General features: G+C 42.1%; 13 protein-coding genes and 1 CRISPR repeat array. Of the genes, 10 read left to right on the top strand and 3 right to left on the bottom strand.

Translation table 11 applies throughout. From position 1 onward, the window contains the following. Positions 1 to 200 precede the first annotated feature (200 nt). Both IM496_RS16660 and IM496_RS16655 read left to right on the top strand, forming a co-directional pair. Positions 201 to 545, top strand: coding sequence for a hypothetical protein (locus IM496_RS16660; protein ID WP_194014592.1), 345 nt, complete (start codon positions 201 to 203; stop codon positions 543 to 545). 234 nt (positions 546 to 779) lie between these two features. Continuing rightward, positions 780 to 2,213, top strand: coding sequence for a phosphoglucomutase/phosphomannomutase family protein (locus IM496_RS16655; RefSeq protein ID WP_287662621.1), 1,434 nt, complete (start codon positions 780 to 782; stop codon positions 2,211 to 2,213). A gap of 44 nt (positions 2,214 to 2,257) precedes the next feature. Here IM496_RS16655 and IM496_RS16650 read toward each other — a convergent pair whose 3' ends face one another. Continuing rightward, a complete protein-coding gene (locus IM496_RS16650; protein WP_287662620.1) occupies positions 2,258 to 3,277 on the bottom strand; it encodes a methyltransferase in 1,020 nt (339 codons plus the stop codon). 415 nt (positions 3,278 to 3,692) lie between these two features. Then, a CRISPR array of direct repeats spans positions 3,693 to 5,339; the repeat unit is 36 nt; unit sequence GTTTCCATTCAATTAATTTCTCTAGCGAGTAGAGAG. 320 nt (positions 5,340 to 5,659) lie between these two features. Here IM496_RS16650 and IM496_RS16645 point away from each other — a divergent pair. From IM496_RS16645 to IM496_RS16610, 8 genes are all read left to right on the top strand, one after another. Beyond that, the gene (locus tag IM496_RS16645) at positions 5,660 to 6,913 is read left to right on the top strand and encodes a helix-turn-helix transcriptional regulator (RefSeq protein ID WP_194014586.1); all 1,254 of its coding nucleotides are present in this window, start codon (positions 5,660 to 5,662) and stop codon (positions 6,911 to 6,913) included. A gap of 117 nt (positions 6,914 to 7,030) precedes the next feature. Then, positions 7,031 to 10,042 carry a type III-B CRISPR-associated protein Cas10/Cmr2 gene (gene cas10, locus IM496_RS16640; RefSeq protein ID WP_287662619.1) on the top strand — a complete coding sequence of 1,004 codons (3,012 nt, stop codon included), beginning with the start codon at positions 7,031 to 7,033 and terminating at the stop codon, positions 10,040 to 10,042. Continuing rightward, positions 10,042 to 11,166 (top strand): type III-B CRISPR module-associated Cmr3 family protein, encoded by a 1,125-nt coding sequence (locus IM496_RS16635; RefSeq protein WP_287662618.1) that lies wholly within the window; start codon positions 10,042 to 10,044, stop codon positions 11,164 to 11,166. The genes cas10 and IM496_RS16635 overlap by 1 nt, the downstream gene beginning before the upstream one ends. Before the next feature lie 6 nt (positions 11,167 to 11,172). Then, the gene (gene cmr4 / locus IM496_RS16630) at positions 11,173 to 11,952 is read left to right on the top strand and encodes a type III-B CRISPR module RAMP protein Cmr4 (RefSeq protein WP_002751432.1); all 780 of its coding nucleotides are present in this window, start codon (positions 11,173 to 11,175) and stop codon (positions 11,950 to 11,952) included. Positions 11,953 to 11,961: 9 nt separating this feature from the next. Continuing rightward, positions 11,962 to 12,525 carry a Uma2 family endonuclease gene (locus tag IM496_RS16625; RefSeq protein ID WP_287662617.1) on the top strand — a complete coding sequence of 188 codons (564 nt, stop codon included), beginning with the start codon at positions 11,962 to 11,964 and terminating at the stop codon, positions 12,523 to 12,525. 20 nt (positions 12,526 to 12,545) lie between these two features. Then, a complete protein-coding gene (locus IM496_RS16620) occupies positions 12,546 to 12,941 on the top strand; it encodes a hypothetical protein (RefSeq protein ID WP_194014579.1) in 396 nt (131 codons plus the stop codon). Positions 12,942 to 13,004: 63 nt separating this feature from the next. Further along, the gene (cmr6, locus tag IM496_RS16615; RefSeq protein ID WP_287662616.1) at positions 13,005 to 14,885 is read left to right on the top strand and encodes a type III-B CRISPR module RAMP protein Cmr6; all 1,881 of its coding nucleotides are present in this window, start codon (positions 13,005 to 13,007) and stop codon (positions 14,883 to 14,885) included. Positions 14,886 to 14,889: 4 nt separating this feature from the next. Beyond that, on the top strand, positions 14,890 to 16,365 hold the full coding sequence (locus IM496_RS16610) for a hypothetical protein (RefSeq protein WP_194014575.1): 1,476 nt from the start codon (positions 14,890 to 14,892) through the stop codon (positions 16,363 to 16,365). A 223-nt stretch (positions 16,366 to 16,588) separates the two neighbouring features. Here IM496_RS16610 and IM496_RS16605 read toward each other — a convergent pair whose 3' ends face one another. Next, positions 16,589 to 16,861, bottom strand: a complete 273-nt coding sequence (locus IM496_RS16605) for a lipopolysaccharide assembly protein LapA domain-containing protein (protein ID WP_194014573.1) — start codon at positions 16,859 to 16,861, stop codon at positions 16,589 to 16,591. Positions 16,862 to 17,230: 369 nt separating this feature from the next. Continuing rightward, positions 17,231 to 17,683 carry a hypothetical protein gene (locus IM496_RS16600; RefSeq protein WP_104395960.1) on the bottom strand — a complete coding sequence of 151 codons (453 nt, stop codon included), beginning with the start codon at positions 17,681 to 17,683 and terminating at the stop codon, positions 17,231 to 17,233. Positions 17,684 to 17,838: the final 155 nt, after the last annotated feature.

Genomic DNA, 17,838 nt, shown 5'->3' with positions numbered 1-17,838 from the left:
CTGCATTATTCACCAACTGGCAAAAACCTGATTGTGAGGACATCTCAAAAAACAGACTGTTTTTCAGCCAGATCGCTAGATGAACTTCTTGCCAAGGCTTTCGAGGATTTTCCAAAGTCTTCATGAATAATGCAGGCTAAGTAACTGATAGCTGATGACTGATATGATTGGTGTGACTGTTTTCAGATGCAGAAATTTCGATGAATAGCCGATTGCCTGGAGATAATAGCCAATTAGATAGCCAACTACATTCCCTTGTAACGACGGTGACGGCGATCGCCCAAGAACAGCAGGGAGATTGTAACGGTTTGTTAATGTTGCTGCGAACTTTAGAAAATTTACATCGGCAAATTCGCGAGCAGATGTTCGAGCCATCTTTACCCAATACTCGTAAGGACTTATACGGATTACTCCGGGATATCGAGGAAACCGGGGGATGGCCCTATATAGAACGGATGAAGTTACAAATGTTAATGGAAAAATTATTAGCCAGTGAAGTCGGCGCGCTCGATTCGGCGGCAAAAACCGATGATCGAGAAACCTGAAAAGGTATTGGGTTTTTAGGGTGTTAGGGTGTTGGGGTTTTGGGGTTTTAGGGTTTTAGGGTTTTAGCTGAAATTCCCCATTTCCCCATTTCCCCATTTCCCCATTTCCCCATTTCCCCATTTCCCCATCTCCCCATTTCCCCATTTCCCCATCTCCCCATTGCCTATCGCCAAGGGGTACGGAGCGGGTTACAGTATTGGGAAAATGGATATTTTAGGGGTAGTTCGTAAATCATGACCACCGTGAACCCGATTAAATTTGGAACCGATGGCTGGCGCGGCATTATCGCCGCCGATTTTACTTTTGATCGAGTCGCTCTGCTCGCTCCCTTGGCGGCTCAGGTTTTAGCGGATAATTATGGTCAGATCACGGGTTCGCGGACGATAATCGTCGGCTATGATCGGCGGTTTATGGCGGAGGATTTTGCTCAAACTGCGGCGGAATCGCTGCAAAAAGCAGGTTTTGATGTGCTTCTCTCCCAATCCTACGCTCCCACTCCCGCTTTTAGTTGGGCAGCTCGATCAGAAAATGCTCTCGGTGCGATCGTGTTAACCGCCAGTCATAACCCGGCTAAATATCTCGGTTTGAAGGTTAAAGGTTATTTTGGTGGTTCTGTCTCGCCGGAAATTACCCAACAAATTGAAGCTTTATTGTCTAATCCGCCGCAATTTAAGGCCAATGCAGGTAAATTAAGCACTTTTGAACCGTGGTCGGGTTATTGTCAGGGTTTACGCCAAAAAGTTAATATTGCCGCTATTGCCGAGGCGATCGAATCGGGACAACTAAAAGTTTATTCCGATGTCATGCACGGTGCGGCGGCTACCGGTTTAGAGCGTCTTTTGGGGGTGGGGATCACGGAATTACGCGGCAATCGCGATCCTTTGTTCGGTGGCGGCTCTCCGGAACCTTTACCGAGAAATTTGACGGAAATCATCGATAAACTGGCTCACAGCGCCAATTTAGCCCCTTTGCGAGTAGGTTTGGTCTTCGATGGGGATAGCGATCGAGTGGCGGCGATCGATGGTCGGGGGAATTTTTTAAGCACCCAAAATCTCATCCCGATTTTAATCGAGCATTTAGCTGGCAAAAAGGGAATGAGAGGGGAAATTGTCAAAACGGTGAGCGGTTCCGATTTAATCCCCAAATTAGCCAGTTTATACGGTTTATCGGTCTTTGAAACTCCGATCGGTTATAAGTATATCGCTGATCGAATGTTGACCACTCCTGTGTTAATTGGTGGGGAAGAGTCGGGAGGTGTCGGTTATGGTACTCACATTCCCGAACGGGATGCTTTATTATCAGCTTTATACGTTTTGGAAGCGGTGGTAGAATCGGGCCAAGATCTAAGCGATCTTTACGCGCAATTACAGGATAAAACCGGTTTTCATTCTCAGTATGATCGCATTGATTTACCCCTAGCTAATATGGAAGCTCGCGATCAGTTAATTACTGCTTTGGATCAGGAACCCTTAAGGGAAATTGCAGGTAAACAAGTGACTGATTGTAATCCTATGGACGGTTATAAATTCCGTTTAGAAGATGGCAGTTGGTTGTTAATTCGCTTTAGTGGTACAGAACCGGTTTTGCGTCTCTACTGTGAATCTTCAACCCTCGATCGAGTTCATGAAATTCTTGCCTGGGCAAAATCTTGGGCTACTTATATCTAAACAATAGAAAACGGGTTTCTTGAATAAACCCGTTTTCTATTCTATTATTTTTTAACGCATTCAATAATACAAATATCCTCTTGAGTTGGAATAATTCGATTTAATTTTAATCCCGCTTGACTCAACAATTCCTCAAATTCCTCTGCGGTTCTTTCCTTACCTCCCGGACACATAACTAACATATTTAGGTCTAACATTTTAGCGGCCGAAGGATTATTACCCGCAGGAACAACCATTTCCAAGACTAAAACTTTCCCATTGCTATCTAAAGCTTGACAACAGTTTTTCAAAATAGCAATCGCTCGTCGATCATCCCAATCATGAATAATATGTTTTAATAAATAGCCATCTCCTCCCGACGGTACGGATTCAAAAAAACTACCGCCAACGGTTTGACAACGATGGAGAATCCCGTGTTTTTCTAAAGTCGGTTGACAATGGGAAATTACATATTCTTCATCAAAAAGAATCCCTTTGAGGTGGGGATATTGCTCTAAGATTGTCCCCAACATCTCACCGTATCCCCCACCTACATCTACTAGGGTTTGAAATTCCGAGAAATCATACACAGCTAAAATAGCCTTCTCCTCCGAAAAAGAAAAACTATTCATCGACTGTTCAAAAATCTCTGCATCTAGCGGATGGGTTTGAAAATATTCAAAGACTCCCATCCCAAAGACATCATCAAAAGATGGTTGTCCCGTTTTAATACTATGTAACACATTTCCCCAGGCTTGATAATGGGGGGCTTCTCCTAACATAATTGCTGTCGCTTTTACTGACCGGGGATGGTCACTAGATAAATGTTCGGCTAAGGGAGTTAGTATAAACTGTTGAGATTCAGTTTCTTGAAAAATTCCCACACTAGCTAACGCTCGCATCAGTCGGTATAAAGCAGCAGGATTAGTCTCAGTTAGGGAGGCCAAATCTTGACAGGATTTCGCTCCTTTGCTTAAATGCTCGGCTAGACTTAATTTAGCCGCAGCATAGATGGCCTGAGATAGCCAATAACCCGAAACCATTTGGGTTAATTGAAGATGAAGAGGGAGTTCAGGTAAGGACATAAGCAACTTTTGTGGGAATACAATTAAACATTACCATATAGAATAAGCTGCCCGCGCATTTAAATTGCCTATTGAAATGAGGCACTTTTGCAAGAGTCAACAGGAAAGGGATTGGGGGAGATTCAGCTAATGTCTAAGTGCAAGTAGAGAGAAAGTAGGGTTGATTCATGAATCAACCCTACCAAACTAGGAAGTTTCCATTCAATTAATTTCTCTAGCGAGTAGAGAGAACAAATTGACGCAGGAATCTAAACAAAAGTTATTGTTTCCATTCAATTAATTTCTCTAGCGAGTAGAGAGATATCAAACAGGCAACCGATGAATTATTGGAATTTGCAGTTTCCATTCAATTAATTTCTAAGCGCGAGTAGAGAGCAAATAGAATTTGATCGGATAGCTATCCGGTGCGAATATTCGTTTCCATTCAATTAATTTCTCTAGCGAGTAGAGAGCCTTAGAAGCGGCCGAAGATTATGATTTTACTCCCCCGTTTCCATTCAATTAATTTCTCTAGCGAGTAGAGAGAAAAGACATAAAGCAACAGCATTCTACAGATAATGGGTTTCCATTCAATTAATTTCTCTAGCGAGTAGAGAGCACAAACGACGGTTGGTTTGACAGTCTTGAGAATGTTGAGTTTCCATTCAATTAATTTCTCTAGCGAGTAGAGAGACGTTTATCAGATTCATCGATTTCTGCAGCATATCGGGTTTCCATTCAATTAATTTCTCTAGCGAGTAGAGAGAATTAGCTTTTTCTTTAATGGCGGCTTACGGATTGAGAAGTTTCCATTCAATTAATTTCTCTAGCGAGTAGAGAGTACTAGATGTAAAACACGACTCTCGGCAGATTTGCCGTTTCCATTCAATTAATTTCTCTAGCGAGTAGAGAGCACAGATCATATTGCTGTATATCCCTATGTAAGATTGTTTCCATTCAATTAATTTCTCTAGCGAGTAGAGAGATGACACTTTTCGGAATGATCTTGCAATAACATTAGTTGTTTCCATTCAATTAATTTCTCTAGCGAGTAGAGAGTTACAAGGAAGGAATCCACTGGAAACAGGTGCAACGGTTTCCATTCAATTAATTTCTCTAGCGAGTAGAGAGATAGATGATCTTGAACGTCAAAATGCGATATTTAAGTTTCCATTCAATTAATTTCTCTAGCGAGTAGAGAGACACTGTCAGGGCAGTCGGTAAATTTTACGATCATGTTTCCATTCAATTAATTTCTCTAGCGAGTAGAGAGTTTCCGATATTTAGATTCGGATAAGGTGGATTCTTTGCTGTTTCCATTCAATTAATTTCTCTAGCGAGTAGAGAGAGGGAATACGAATATCAGATCGCTATAGCGCGGCGGAATGTTTCCATTCAATTAATTTCTCTAGCGAGTAGAGAGTCTTTTATCTACTTTTGTCCTGATTTCGAGGGGAATTTATGGTTTCCATTCAATTAATTTCTCTAGCGAGTAGAGAGTGTGGGGAGAGGGACAAATAACAACTCTCCGAGTCACGTTTCCATTCAATTAATTTCTCTAGCGAGTAGAGAGGCTAAGATGGGTCGCACGGACTGCCTTGCTCCCGGGTTTCCATTCAATTAATTTCTCTAGCGAGTAGAGAGATTACTTCAAATCACAGTGATCGCGCATAAACAAAAGTTTCCATTCAATTAATTTCTCTAGCGAGTAGAGAGTATTATCGGGATTCTGGTTATTTAATTATCAAAGAAGGAGGGTTTCCATTCAATTAATTTCTCTAGCGAGTAGAGAGGCGTGGAAACAAGCAAGATTAGAGTCCGCAATAATGTTTCCATTCAATTAATTTCTCTAGCGAGTAGAGAGTGGTTAATTAAGGATAATCCTGAGTTAGCTCTAAAAGTGTTTCCATTCAATTAATTTCTCTAGCGAGTAGAGAGGGTGCGATCGAGGTTCATGAAGTTACTGAAAAAGGGTTTCCATTCAATTAATTTCTCTAGCGAGTAGAGAGTTTTTGAATGTCATCGGCTGTTACTTCGGCTCTCTCTAGTTTCCATTCAATTAATTTCTCTAGCGAGTAGAGAGAGCCGGTAGGCAAACGTCCGAACAGGATTGGGGTTCGGAAGCCAGTTGCGACGGATAAGTTAATTATAGCTAGATACGGTCGCACAGTCAACCCCATAAACCACAAAACCCTTATCCTGTGGTAGATCGAGGGATTTTACCGGAAACCGAGGTTATCTGCTCCCACCCCTATCCGTCGCTAGTCGATGATACCCTAAAAAGCCAATAATTTAACCCCTCGATCGAGCGGCTGATTTTTCCAGTCCTGATCGGATTTTCTAGCCCTCGGAGTGAGGTAAATTTATATCGGCTTTCCCCTTGACTGAACCGATTGCATCTGTATGACTCAGCACCCCAAATCCCCTAGGGAAAGAACGCTGCGTGAACGAGATAGTCGCGAGTTCCAGCGACTTATGCTCCTGATCGCCACCCTCGTCCGACACCCCGGAGTCGGTTATCAAACCCTCGATCCCTCGGAAAATTACCATTCGGGGAAAGATCACAACGCATTAACAGAAGTACAGGAACGGGTGAGAGAACTCGCCGCCACCCTCGCCCTCGGTTGGCCTGCGGAATATCCCTCCATTGCCACCCTGAGAAAAGACATAACGACCCTACGGGATTACAAAATTCTTGATCGCCACATCTATCGCTGGGGGTATTATCTCGGCACCGGCGTTATGAGTCCCGACGAACTTAAAATCGCCTTTGATGCACTCCGCTCCCGGGCCCTCTATCAGGGTGATCCGAGAATCCGTCAGGTCTATCACCAACTCGATCGCCGTCTTCAAGGGTTTACACTCGGCTCCCGGGCTGACTTTCTCTATCCCGTCCGGGAACAACTCGATCGACCGATCAACTATACCGATCCGGAAGAGATGATGGAACGGGGAAAATATCGCCAAACTTTATACGAGAAAATCGACACCCTAGAACAGGCCATTGTCCGGGGAGAGGTAATCGAGATCGCCCGACCGATCGATCCCTATCAAAAGAAATTTACCGGGCCCTTCCCGATTTATCCCCTCCAGTTAATTTACCGTGACATTGGCTGGTATCTCCTCTATGAAACCTATCCCGATGGCTGTCTGGCGATCGGCCGCCTCAATCGTTTCGCCGGTCATTGTCGAATCCTCCCAGAACCCTCTCGCTCCCTCGAAGAACAGCGCCACAGCCTCAATAATGCCCACAAACTGATTAAAAATGGCTGGGGCTTGAATTTGGGGGATTTAGCAGCGCAAAAATTGGAATTAGCGGCACAATTAACCCTAATTACCGTTAAAGTTCGCTTTTTTCATCCTGTGAGTTACTTTATCCGGGAGGGAGAAGCACGTCACCCCCGGCAGCAGTTGACAAATCCCCAGATCGACCCGCAGACGAAAATCCTTAACTCGATCGATTACCACATCGCTCTCCCGTCCCGTTCCCTGGAAGAATTTCTCTGGTGGGTACAGCGCTATCTCGAACAGGCCCAGATTCTCTCTCCCCCAGAAATGGCGGAAAAACACCGGCGATCGGCGCAAATGTTGGTCGATCGATATTCTCCCCCAACAGACGATAATCATAGTAAAAAATTCATACCACCAGAAACTTAGACAGGATCAGCTTTTGAAGCTTTTTAGAAAAATCTTCAAAATATCGTGTTATCTCTAGAGGTTCCTAAGGCATATTGATATACTGAGAACATCGGTCAGCAAGGAATTGAGGCGTTTATGGCCCTAGGATACTGGCAAGCGAAAATCTGGGGACTACTACACGATCCCGTCTTCAAGGCCCTACATAGCAACTCAGGACGCGGTGATAACAGCTTCTGGAGAGATTTAGAAGTAATGAAGTTGTGGGGAAAACATAACCCCGAAGAATCGACTAAAAAAATTCTCAAACAAATCAAACTAGCTGACTATATCACCTCAGCCAGCGATCGATCGGCGATCGGTAGTTTAACCCAATTCGTTAACTACGATCAACAAACAGGTCTAGAATTGCGTCACCTCCTCTCCGGAGAACCCTTAGATCTCAAATTAGCCGACACAACCCATAAGAAAATCGCTTCTAACCGCACAGATTACTTAAAAGAACAGGAAAACCAACTATTTAACCAAATTCCCGCCAGATTACGCACAGGAATCTCAGAAAACGAAGCTAAAGAACTATTTTGGTGGTTATGGCGCTGTCTTCCCCAAGCGGCGACGAAATTACTCGATGACGAAAATCTGCTTTTAATGCCCGCCGAAACCAGAATACCGGACGGATCGATCTGGAGTCATGCCAGTTTAACGGCGGCCATCGCCGGGGCCCTAGCGGGATATGATCTCACCTCCGAGGATGTGGTCAATAAATGGCCGACGGGAAAACAATTATCCCACGCTTATCTCGTTAGTTTTACCTTTTCCCCTGTGCAAGAACTAATCAAAGCCAGCCGCAAAATGCGCGATTTTTGGGCAGGTTCTTGGATTCTGCACTATCTATCTGCTCAAGTCTGCTGGCAACTGGCCCAACAATACGGCCCCGATAGTTTGATCTATCCCTCTCTCTACGCACAACCCTTAATCGATCGATGGTTACTAGAGAAATATCCCGATTTTAAACCCTGGATCGACCCACCGAGCGATCGACAATTACTAACCGCCGGATTTCCCAACATTATTATCCTCGTCTTGCCCAAAGATAAGGTGGCAGCGGCCATGCAAACCGCTAAATCTAGTTTATTAAAAGAATGGAAAGAAATTAGTCGGCAAGTTTTCGAGGAATTGGGAGAACGTCACTGGATGCCCAAATTAAAAGAAAATAGTCGTACCTGGGACAGTTGGTTAAATGCCCAATGGCAAACCTATTATGTGGGGGTCCCCATCGGTAGAGAAGACCAACTCCTCACCAGTAGCGAAATTTACCAAGAAAACGAAAATATCGACGAAAATCAAGCCGAAGACCCAGAAAAAGCGCAAAGCTGGCGAGATAAACAAAACGAACTTTATAATCTAAGTGGCGACAAGGCTTTATTCTTAACAAAAGAGCAGGAATTTCTGCAAAAAGCTGGAAAACTACGCCTTGAGAAATGGAAAAAACATCCCTTTAGTTCTAATGTTGGTTCTTGGTGGAGTAGTGCTTTCGATCAAAACCGTTCGGCCCTTGCTGCCGTCAAAAACGCCCGCGATTGGCAGATTCCCACCGCTTTCGGCCCCCGTTCCACCATTTCTGGACTTGGCCCCGTCGTCCATCCCGATAGTAACAACGATTGGATTAGCGAAAAAGCAAGCAAAGAATATTGGCAACGAAATGCCGGATTATTCGATGGGATCGAACAACTCAACGCCACCGAAACCGTTAAACGCGGATTACACCTAATCCTGCCAAAACTCTTAAAAAATAGCGACCAAGAGCGTCTAGATGCCGCTTATCCCGATTTAACCGTGGGAGTCGCCGGTTATCTCAAAACAGGCGGTGATCTCGACCATTTTCATCGAGTTTGTCGCACCATCTCGCGTAGGTTAAGAGAAGACGGGAAAAAGATTCCCCCGGCACTTACCCAACCCTGGGGAATCCCCTACATTGACGATCACATCGAACCAGAATATAAACGTTATCACCCTCGATTTCTCAATGCGGGATGGTTAGTAGAAGAACTAGAGATTACCGATGAAGAAATGGCTAATTATCGCCATCAATTAAGCCAATTAATTGACCAAAACTATCCCCACAATAACCCGGCTGATTGGTATGTTATCGCCGCAGGAGACGGTGACGGAATGGGGGAATGGTTAAAAGGCCAAGAAATGAAACCCTATCGAGAATATATCCCTAAGTCACTTCATCAATACGCCGATCATCCCCCGACCGAAACCGATACCCTAGAAAAAGAAGTACAAAAAGCTTTTGGCGATTTTGTCACCCTCAAAAAACGCATGGGACCATCTACCCATAGCGCCCTCAGTCGCGCCCTTTTAGACTTCTCTAATCAACTCGTTCCCTACCTCACCGAACAACGCTATGCAGGACGCTTAATCTATGGTGGCGGTGATGATGTTCTCGCCTATACTAATCTCTGGGAATGGGATAAATGGTTATGGGATATCCAGCAATGTTTTAAGGGAGAAAAAGACCCCCATGGGGAATTTAATAACGCCGGTGACTATTGGCAATGGGAAGGCGAAAAACCTGCCGAAAATCTCGCCAAACGTCCCCTATTTACCATGGGAAAGCGGGCGACTATCAGTTTCGGTATTGTCATCGCTCATCATTCCGTACCCCTTGCTATCGCCCTAGAAAATCTCTGGGAAGCCGAGAAAAAAGCCAAGGAACACGCCTATAAAGACTTTGACGGCAAAAAAGTCAAAAAAGATGCTGTACAAGTGCGCGTTCTCTACGGCAACGGAAACATCCTAAAATCTACGGCTAAGTTTGATGTTTTTTATCAATGGCAACAACTTCTCGCCGGTAATTCCGATGCCAGTTTATTCGAGGCAGTGGCCGGCCTTTGGCAACAGCATCCTATACCAATGATAGAAGCGATCGAGGTTTGGGTCAAGGCGTTCTCTAGCCGTCGGGAAAATCTAACAACAGAGAACAGAGAAGCTTTTCAAAAAGACCTAACCAACTTTCTCAAACATCTTTGGTTAACCACGGAAAATGATCCTAATGATCTTAACGAAGCCGTGCGTAGCTGGATGAAATTAGCGGCTTTTATGACTCGAAAAAGAGAGATTAAGATCGGAGGTTCCATTTAATGTATTGGTACACAATCACTCCCCTAGATGTTCTTCTCCTACGGGATGCCAAACCCTTTAGCCCCGGAGAAAGAGCCTGGGCCGGAAGTACATTTCCCCCCAACGGTCACACGATCGCCGGTGCTTTAAGTGCTTTACTAGATCGCTCTAAAAATAGTTATTTTAAAATCACTGGTCCATTCCTATCTTTTGCTGGAGATACTTTATATCTACCCCGTCCTTTAGGATTCGCCAATTCTGACCCATTAATTCCTATTTCTTGGAGTGATAATTTAACGATTTCAGAAAACCATATATTTTGGGATCGATTGAAACCTGCCCCCTTAGCTAAGGCTAAACCTAACAAAAATTGCCAAAATCGAGAAAATCAAGCGGAAGAAGAGAACGAAGGTAAATATCGTCAGTATCTACCTTTTAAAGTTATTCTCGATTATTTAAAAACAGGAGCGATCGATCCCTCTCAATGGTTAGTCAGGCACGAAGGAGAAGATAAACCCTGGCGAGAAGAAATTCGTTCCCATAACGCCATAAAACCGGGAAGCAAACGGGTAAAAGATGCCGATGGATACTTTGTGGAAAAAGCGATCCGAATGCTACCCGGTTGGAGTATAGCGATCGGAATCGATGTTAATATTCCCACTCCCACAACTTTGCGGTTAGGAGGAGAAGGACACCGAGTTATACTGGAAAAATGCGATAATTTAGGTCAACAATGGCAAGAGTTAAAACAAAAATCCGAGGAGAACTTTAAACAAATAAATAAAGCGATCGCTTATCTCGTTACCCCCGGTATTTTTGAACGCCGTCACGATAATAATCAAGCCATTTGTCGCTCTTGGCCCTGGGAATGGAAACTCGCCCATACTGTTAATAGTAATCAGAAACCGGGCAATCTAGTCAGTGTCGCAACCGATCGAGCTATTCCGATCAGTTGCCGCATTCAATCAAAAGAAAATACTAGCATTCCCGCCCCCCAAGTCTTCGCGGCCCCCCCGGGTAGTCAATACTATTTAAATCAACCTGATCGCCTATTTCAAGATCAGCCCGATAGTCCCGAATATCACCAACGCTGGCGCAAATTAGGCTACTCGGAATTACTTTGGATCAACTATAAAGGAGAATAATTAATCATGAACTTAATTCACTTTTATCTACTTTCTCCCCTACATACCGGAGGAACCACTCAAGAGGGGAATCTAGTGGGTATTGCTCGTGAATCCCATACCACTTTACCCTATATTCCCTCCAGTACAATTCGCGGGAAAATCCGTTCTTTAGCTACCGAAGAAAACCTAAAATTTAAGTTATTCGGTAATGAAATCGATAAAGGTGCAGAAAACTTGGAACAGGGAGACATCTGGATAGGAGATGGTTCGATTCTCTGGTTGCCCGTCCCTTCCCTTAGTCACGGTGTCGTCTGGATCACTTCGCCTTTACTTCTCCGTCGTTGGACAAGATTAACTAATCCTAGTCTGACAATTCCCCCCGAATATAGCTGTAGTTTTAAAAAGGCCAACACCAACGTTTATCTCAAGGATGCCATTCTCAAGGTCGATGATCTAAAAGACTGGTCAAATTGGCCAAGTTTTATTCCCAAAAACTCTGTCAGCAGTGGCATTAATAAAGTCTTAGTATTACCCGATCAGCATTGCACGACTCTAATTCAAATGAGTTTATGGAGACAAGTTAAAATTAAATTAGATGAGCATAAATCCGTCGATGGAGGATTTCGTTATGAAGAAGCTATTCCCCCCGACACCTTAATGTATTTTCCTTGGGGTATTACCTCTCAAGCTAATGGAACCAGACAACAATCCCAAGCTGATTTTAAACAGTTATTAGCAGATAATGACATTCTACAAATCGGCGGACAGGAAAGTTTAGGACGTGGTTTTGTGCAACAATGGTAGAGGTAATTTATGACAGCTAATCTTGCCTTAGCTAAATGGTCAGTGGTCGATTATCATCGCATGATTGCGGCGGGAATTTTAATCGATCGGCGTGTAGAATTACTGAATGGAGATATTCTCGAAATGAGTCCAGAAGGCCCTTTACATAAAGACAGTGGAGAAGGATTAGCCAACTTTCTCCGTCAACGTCTCAAGGATAAAGCATGGGTAAGAGAAGTTAGACCTATTACCTTAGAAAACTCAGAACCTGAACCCGATATCGCTGTAGTTTTTCCCCCTCGTTCTCGCTATCGAGATCATCATCCCTATGCTGATGAAATTTTTTGGTTAATCGAAATTTCCGACTCAACTCTCAGTAAAGACTTAACCGAAAAAAAACACATCTATGCCCAAGCTGGTATTGCAGAATATTGGGTAGTTGCCATCAAAAATCGAGAGATTTATGTTTTCCGTCAACCGATAAATTCTGATTATCAATATCAAGAAAAATTTAGTACAGGAACTTTATCCGCTGCCGCATTTCCCGATATTGTTATCTCTCTTGATACCCTTTGGTCAGGTAATATTTTTTAACTTTTGGAGCCAAAATAACCATGACATTCGACCCTAGAACGATTAGCAATCCCGTATTCACTGCCTTGCAAGAATTGTCCTCAGCCACTGCTGATAATAGTCGCCGCAAAGAACAAAAAAAACAAGCTATTGAACTTTATACCTATCTTTCTACTTGGGGAATGATGCGCCTAAAAGCCGAAGAAACTGCTATTAGTAAAGACAAAGAAGGCAAGCGAGAAGTTGTTAAAATATACTTTGAGTGTCTTGAAGAAATCTCGAACAACCGGAATATAGCCAACCCACAAGGATTAGACACATTAAAAAAACTTTCCACTGATGATTATCTAGGACTAACGGGTTTAGGCTTGGAAATCGCCCAAGAATTTAGCTTCTGGGCTAATGCCATCTATCCCGATGTGGAAAGTGGGGACTAACTCAGGTAAATTGTCACCACAGTTTTTATAATTCATTGAACTAGAAAGGAAATTATAATTATTATGTCCCATAGCCCCTTACAACGTCCTAATCCCCCTCAAAAACCCACCCTAAAAAATCAAGCTATAAAACCCACAAATAACAACCAATCCCCTAAAAAGCCTCCTAGGGGTGGCGGCGGCAATAATAACGGTGGTGGCGGCAATAACAATCCTCCTCCACCCTCACCGTGGTTAGACCCCGAAAACGAACCTCAACCCGACCAATCAGCCAGTTTTGTCGAATATCTCCGTTGGATGCGTGCTGCCGACTATCCACACAAAGATGCGACTAAAACCCAAATTCTGCAAACAGCCCAAGAAAATGCTAACTACACTCAGCGTCTTGACCAACTCAATCAACGTACCCAACTGTTAGCGAAAGACGGAATCACTTTTCAAATCAAATCCACCTGGCGTATTCGTGTCGGTGGTCATCGTGGACCGGAAAGTATTCTTTTACCTGCCTTTGATGCCCTCGGAATGCCCTATATTCCATCTAGTACATTGCGCGGTGTTGCCAGAAACCAAGCCATCCGAGAAATCATGGCGGAAAATAATCTGGAATGGAAAGAAGCGGAAAAAGAAATCGCTCCCTATTTTGGTGATATAAACGCCAAAGAGGAAAAAAATAAAACGGGTAAAGTTGTCTTTTTTGATGCCTATCCTTTACCTTCTAAAAACGGGGGGTTAGAAATGGACATGGCTAATAATATTTGGTCATGGAAAGATGATTCTCTAGAATATTCTCCTAACCCTAATCCTTTTTTATCTCTCAAAGAATCAACTTTTTTAATTGGTTTACGTCTAGCTAGTAACTGTCAAGATGAAAAGATACTTGAACAGGTAAAACAATGGCTGAAAAAAGGTTTACAGCTTGGTATAGGTTCACAAGTAAATAGTGGTTATGGACAATTGATCGTATCTGGAAAAAACCCAAGATTAGAATCGGAATTTTATCGATTGGATTTTGAGCTAGAAGGTCAATTAATTCATGGTTATCAAAAATTTGAGAATGGTAATTACGGAGCAAGACCTAGACCTCAATCCGAAGTTCGTCCTGTGGCTTTTAAATCGATGATGCGATACTGGTTTCGTGTTTTTGCATCTGGAGTTTTACCTATTAACGAAGTTCAAGAGATTGAAGCTAAATTAATTGGAGGTATTAATCCTAAAAAATACGGTTATCTCAAAGTTAATACTACCGAAACTCCTAGTCATCACAAAAATGAGCAACATGGTAGTGTAATTTTATCTCTATCGACCGAGACACCGACAAGTCAAATAAATTCCCTAAAAAAATTGTACAAACATTTACTTTGGTTCATTGTGAATATGGGTGGTATAGGTCAGGGTGCAAGACGACCGAAATACAAAAGAAGCAGTAATCCCCAAATTCGCGGTTGTACGATTTATATTAATAACGATGAAGAATTTTGGGAAACTCCCAATAGTATTCAGCTTGTGCAAAGACAATTTCAAGCTCGTTTAAGAGATTTTTATAACTCTCTAGGGCAAGTTGTCGGCGCTGACATCGATCCTAATAATCTTAGAACAGTGGGTCAAGTATCCCAAAATTTTTGGAATGATGTAGCGGATAGTAATTGTAAAATTTTGGTTTGTAAGGGTGAAAATAGTAGTAATAAAGTTTATGCGTTAAAAGTTCTTCATTCTCCAGAATTTAACCCTAACGGTAACTATAATCCAGACCTTTGTGGCAAAGTAGGTAGAAAAAAGGAAGACACTAAACCATCTCCAGTCTGGATTGCGAATGTAGGAGATGATCATTTTAGCTGTCAGATAGTTACTGTATTCGGCGCTAATCTGAATCCCCGTCAAGAGTTTATCAAACAATTAAGAAGTAATACAAGTCCTCAAAATTTTGCTCAAATATTCCCTTTATAATCTCATGAAATCAATTTTAGTTGCAACGATCGGAACCAGAGATTTAATGTTTCAAGTCACCACTGGTGACTGGTATAATATTGGCGATGATCGTATGAAAGGTGATATTCTCGGAGAACAGATAGAAGTAGTGTCTGATTTAGCTCTGACCGAAAAATCATCTTTTCGAGAAATATCCCAATACCTTTGGGAAAACATTGAATATTATGGCGATCAAGTAAAACCAGTCATTTTGGGTAAGCTTTTGGAAGATAAAATCAATGATCTCGAAAAAGTTTATTTAGTAGTAACTGATCAAAATGAAACAGTAAAAGAAAGAGAAAAAGATACTCTTTACTCAGGAGAATTAATTAAGTATTGGCTAAATAAATTAAATTCTGATTTGGTAGTAAATATTCTCTATATAGGTAGAAATGATGAAAACCCTTCTAACTTCGAGGAAATGTTCCGTTGGTGGCAACAAGTATGGAAAGAAAATATAAAACCTCAACCCGATCAACCCATTTTATTATGCTTAAAAGGTGGGGTGGGGCAAGCTTCAGAAGCGTCGAGAATTTCGGGATTGAGTTTTTATGGAAACGATATTAAATTCTATGAATTTATTCCCACCCCTTCTAACAATCAAAAGGGAATTTCTTCAGATTACACAGGGCCTTTTTTAGGGACTAACTATCTTTGGGATCGCACTCGACAACAAGCCCTACAATTATTAGAACGCTATGATTATGCTGGTCTTCATAACTTAGTTAAACCTTACTATGAACAAAATAAACAAAAATGGAAAGAAACTTATGCTCTAATTAAATCTGGAGTAAGCTGGAATCAAGGACAATTTGAAGATTTTTTTCAATCCGCTTCTTTTAGTTTCAATAATCAACAAAAAGAGCAGCATCAACAATATTGGTGGATGGCCTATGAACAAGCTTATACCGCAGTAGTTAGACTAAAACAAAAAAATACAACCGAGGCTATGCTTCATAGTTTCCGAGCGGTAGAAGGCTTAATTTATGAGTGTTTAAAACATGAATTTAAAGACTATATGGTTAATTCTGAATATACTTATTCATCTTTACAATCATCTGTGTTGAATAAATATCCTGCTCTTAAAGAACTTTTTGTTAATAATGGCAATCCTGTCTCTGAAATTAAGCTAGATAGTCGCACTCAACAGAGATTAATAGAGAAGTATATTGCTCTCACTTCTCCCCAGGCAAACTTTAAGAATTTAAAAGCTTGGGGTTCTGAAGAATTGCGTAATCATAGAAATCGATTATCTCATAAATTAGGTGGCATTAGTGAGGGAGAATTATATCAAGCTTGGGGAAAAGATACTTACAATCAAAAAGACTGGGAAAAGCGAATTTTAAATTGTCTCAATCTAATCACAGAAAATAAATTTAATTATTTATGGCAAGGAAGTTTATTTGCTTCTATTCATGAGAGAGTCAGAACAGCTATCAAAAATTATAATGTTGTTTAAAGTACAAAATGCAATTAGCCCCTACAATCACTTGGGGTGCTGCCGATAAATGGCTCTCTTATTCTTTGTGTGATCAGTTTAACTTATATAAGACCGATCGATCTTCGTGTCCTTTGTGTCTTTGTGGTTCGTTCCAGTCCCTCGCTGGCAAGACTGTATCTTAGAACACATTTTAGCCACCAAACCCTAAGAGAGCCGATAAATTAGCCAGTCAAAAGACTATTTAAAAATCCAATTCGTCTAACCCCGATTCTGGGGAAGAAAAGCGACTGCGAGGAGATTTTTTCGACTTTCTCAAAAAAGCGGGAATAATTGCGGCGATAAAAAATCCTATTCCCAAAGAAAAAGCCAATAAAATGCCGATGGGTACCTTAATTGACTCAAATTGTAGAAACTTTAAAGAAACTGGTTGGATATTTTGGATAGCAAAAACTGCCATAGTCATAATCCAACCACCGACAATAGCACTAGCTAAAAAATTAGTGATTGTATTCATGTTTGTCCTCGCCAGGTTTGTAGGATATTTTTTAACCTTTTGTAGGCTAAGTAGGTAGGCTTGAAAAATTATCAGATGCCCCCCTTATTAAGGGGGGACTAAGGGGGGATCGGCACCCCCCTTATCAAGGGGGATCCCCCCGCCTTCGGCTTCCCCCCTTATCAAGGGGGGCTAGGGGGGATCGAACCTAAAATCCATTTTTAATTTAATTATAACCAGCTACTTAATTTACGAGTTATATCCCTATTAATTTAACTTTCCTGGGGCGGAAATTACCGTTAATTGACTAAAACGTTACAATTGTCGATCGATCTCGAATAAATCTCGATCGCGATAATATAATTGTGGCCTGATCGCCCTAAGCTAGAGCTAGTAAATATAAATAGCACCCTGTTGATTGATGTTAAAGGTGGTATAACCGGGGGTACTCCCCGGAACTTTGGTGACAGTAATCGTGACTAAATTATCCTGATTGACTTCTACGGCATAGATTAAACTGGAAGAATCGCGATCCGAGGCGGCATTAGCCCGATTAATCAGAATATATGCTGGAATTACCAAACCTTTTAGGGTTGTCTCCGTACCAGGAGATAATAATTGGGGAGAGGAATTAATATTGGCCGATAGGTCATAATTGAGGTCAATATCGGTTTGATTGATAATTTTGATCTCCACGGGACGACTCATATTCACCCTAGCAACCGGCTGCCAAGGACCCGGTTGAAAGGTGGTAGCGGGGGGATTTTGAGCGGGTAAAGAAGGGGGAAAAGCTAATCCCAGACTTAACACGAGGGAAAGAGTCAAAAAGCGATCGCATTTCATAGATAAATCTTGGTCTAGGGTTTTCATCCTATTTTAGAGAGGTATCTCCAGTGTTTTATACTTTAAGTAGAAGCTTTTGAAATTGTCTATAGCAGTGATCCATCAGCTATCGGGGGAATATCCCAACCCTCCCTGATTTTGCTCTATAAACAAGG

Origin of the sequence: Microcystis sp. M049S2, assembly GCF_020245625.1 — a bacterium.
GTDB classification, from domain to species: Bacteria; Cyanobacteriota; Cyanobacteriia; order Cyanobacteriales; family Microcystaceae; genus Microcystis; species Microcystis ichthyoblabe_A.
This window is presented reverse-complemented; position numbering and strand designations above follow the sequence as displayed.

What these genes read in the sequence shown, in the direction of transcription:
- IM496_RS16655 (WP_287662621.1), top strand. Translation starts at nt 780, where the DNA reads ATGACCACCGTGAACCCGATTAAATTTGGAACCGATGGCTGGCGCGGC.
- IM496_RS16645 (WP_194014586.1), top strand. Translation starts at nt 5,660, where the DNA reads ATGACTCAGCACCCCAAATCCCCTAGGGAAAGAACGCTGCGTGAACGA.
- IM496_RS16635 (WP_287662618.1), top strand. Translation starts at nt 10,042, where the DNA reads ATGTATTGGTACACAATCACTCCCCTAGATGTTCTTCTCCTACGGGAT.
- cas10 (WP_287662619.1), top strand. Translation starts at nt 7,031, where the DNA reads ATGGCCCTAGGATACTGGCAAGCGAAAATCTGGGGACTACTACACGAT.
- IM496_RS16660 (WP_194014592.1), top strand. Translation starts at nt 201, where the DNA reads ATGAATAGCCGATTGCCTGGAGATAATAGCCAATTAGATAGCCAACTA.
- IM496_RS16610 (WP_194014575.1), top strand. Translation starts at nt 14,890, where the DNA reads ATGAAATCAATTTTAGTTGCAACGATCGGAACCAGAGATTTAATGTTT.
- cmr6 (WP_287662616.1), top strand. Translation starts at nt 13,005, where the DNA reads ATGTCCCATAGCCCCTTACAACGTCCTAATCCCCCTCAAAAACCCACC.
- cmr4 (WP_002751432.1), top strand. Translation starts at nt 11,173, where the DNA reads ATGAACTTAATTCACTTTTATCTACTTTCTCCCCTACATACCGGAGGA.
- IM496_RS16620 (WP_194014579.1), top strand. Translation starts at nt 12,546, where the DNA reads ATGACATTCGACCCTAGAACGATTAGCAATCCCGTATTCACTGCCTTG.
- IM496_RS16605 (WP_194014573.1), bottom strand. Translation starts at nt 16,861, where the DNA reads ATGAATACAATCACTAATTTTTTAGCTAGTGCTATTGTCGGTGGTTGG.
- IM496_RS16625 (WP_287662617.1), top strand. Translation starts at nt 11,962, where the DNA reads ATGACAGCTAATCTTGCCTTAGCTAAATGGTCAGTGGTCGATTATCAT.
- IM496_RS16650 (WP_287662620.1), bottom strand. Translation starts at nt 3,277, where the DNA reads ATGTCCTTACCTGAACTCCCTCTTCATCTTCAATTAACCCAAATGGTT.
- IM496_RS16600 (WP_104395960.1), bottom strand. Translation starts at nt 17,683, where the DNA reads ATGAAATGCGATCGCTTTTTGACTCTTTCCCTCGTGTTAAGTCTGGGA.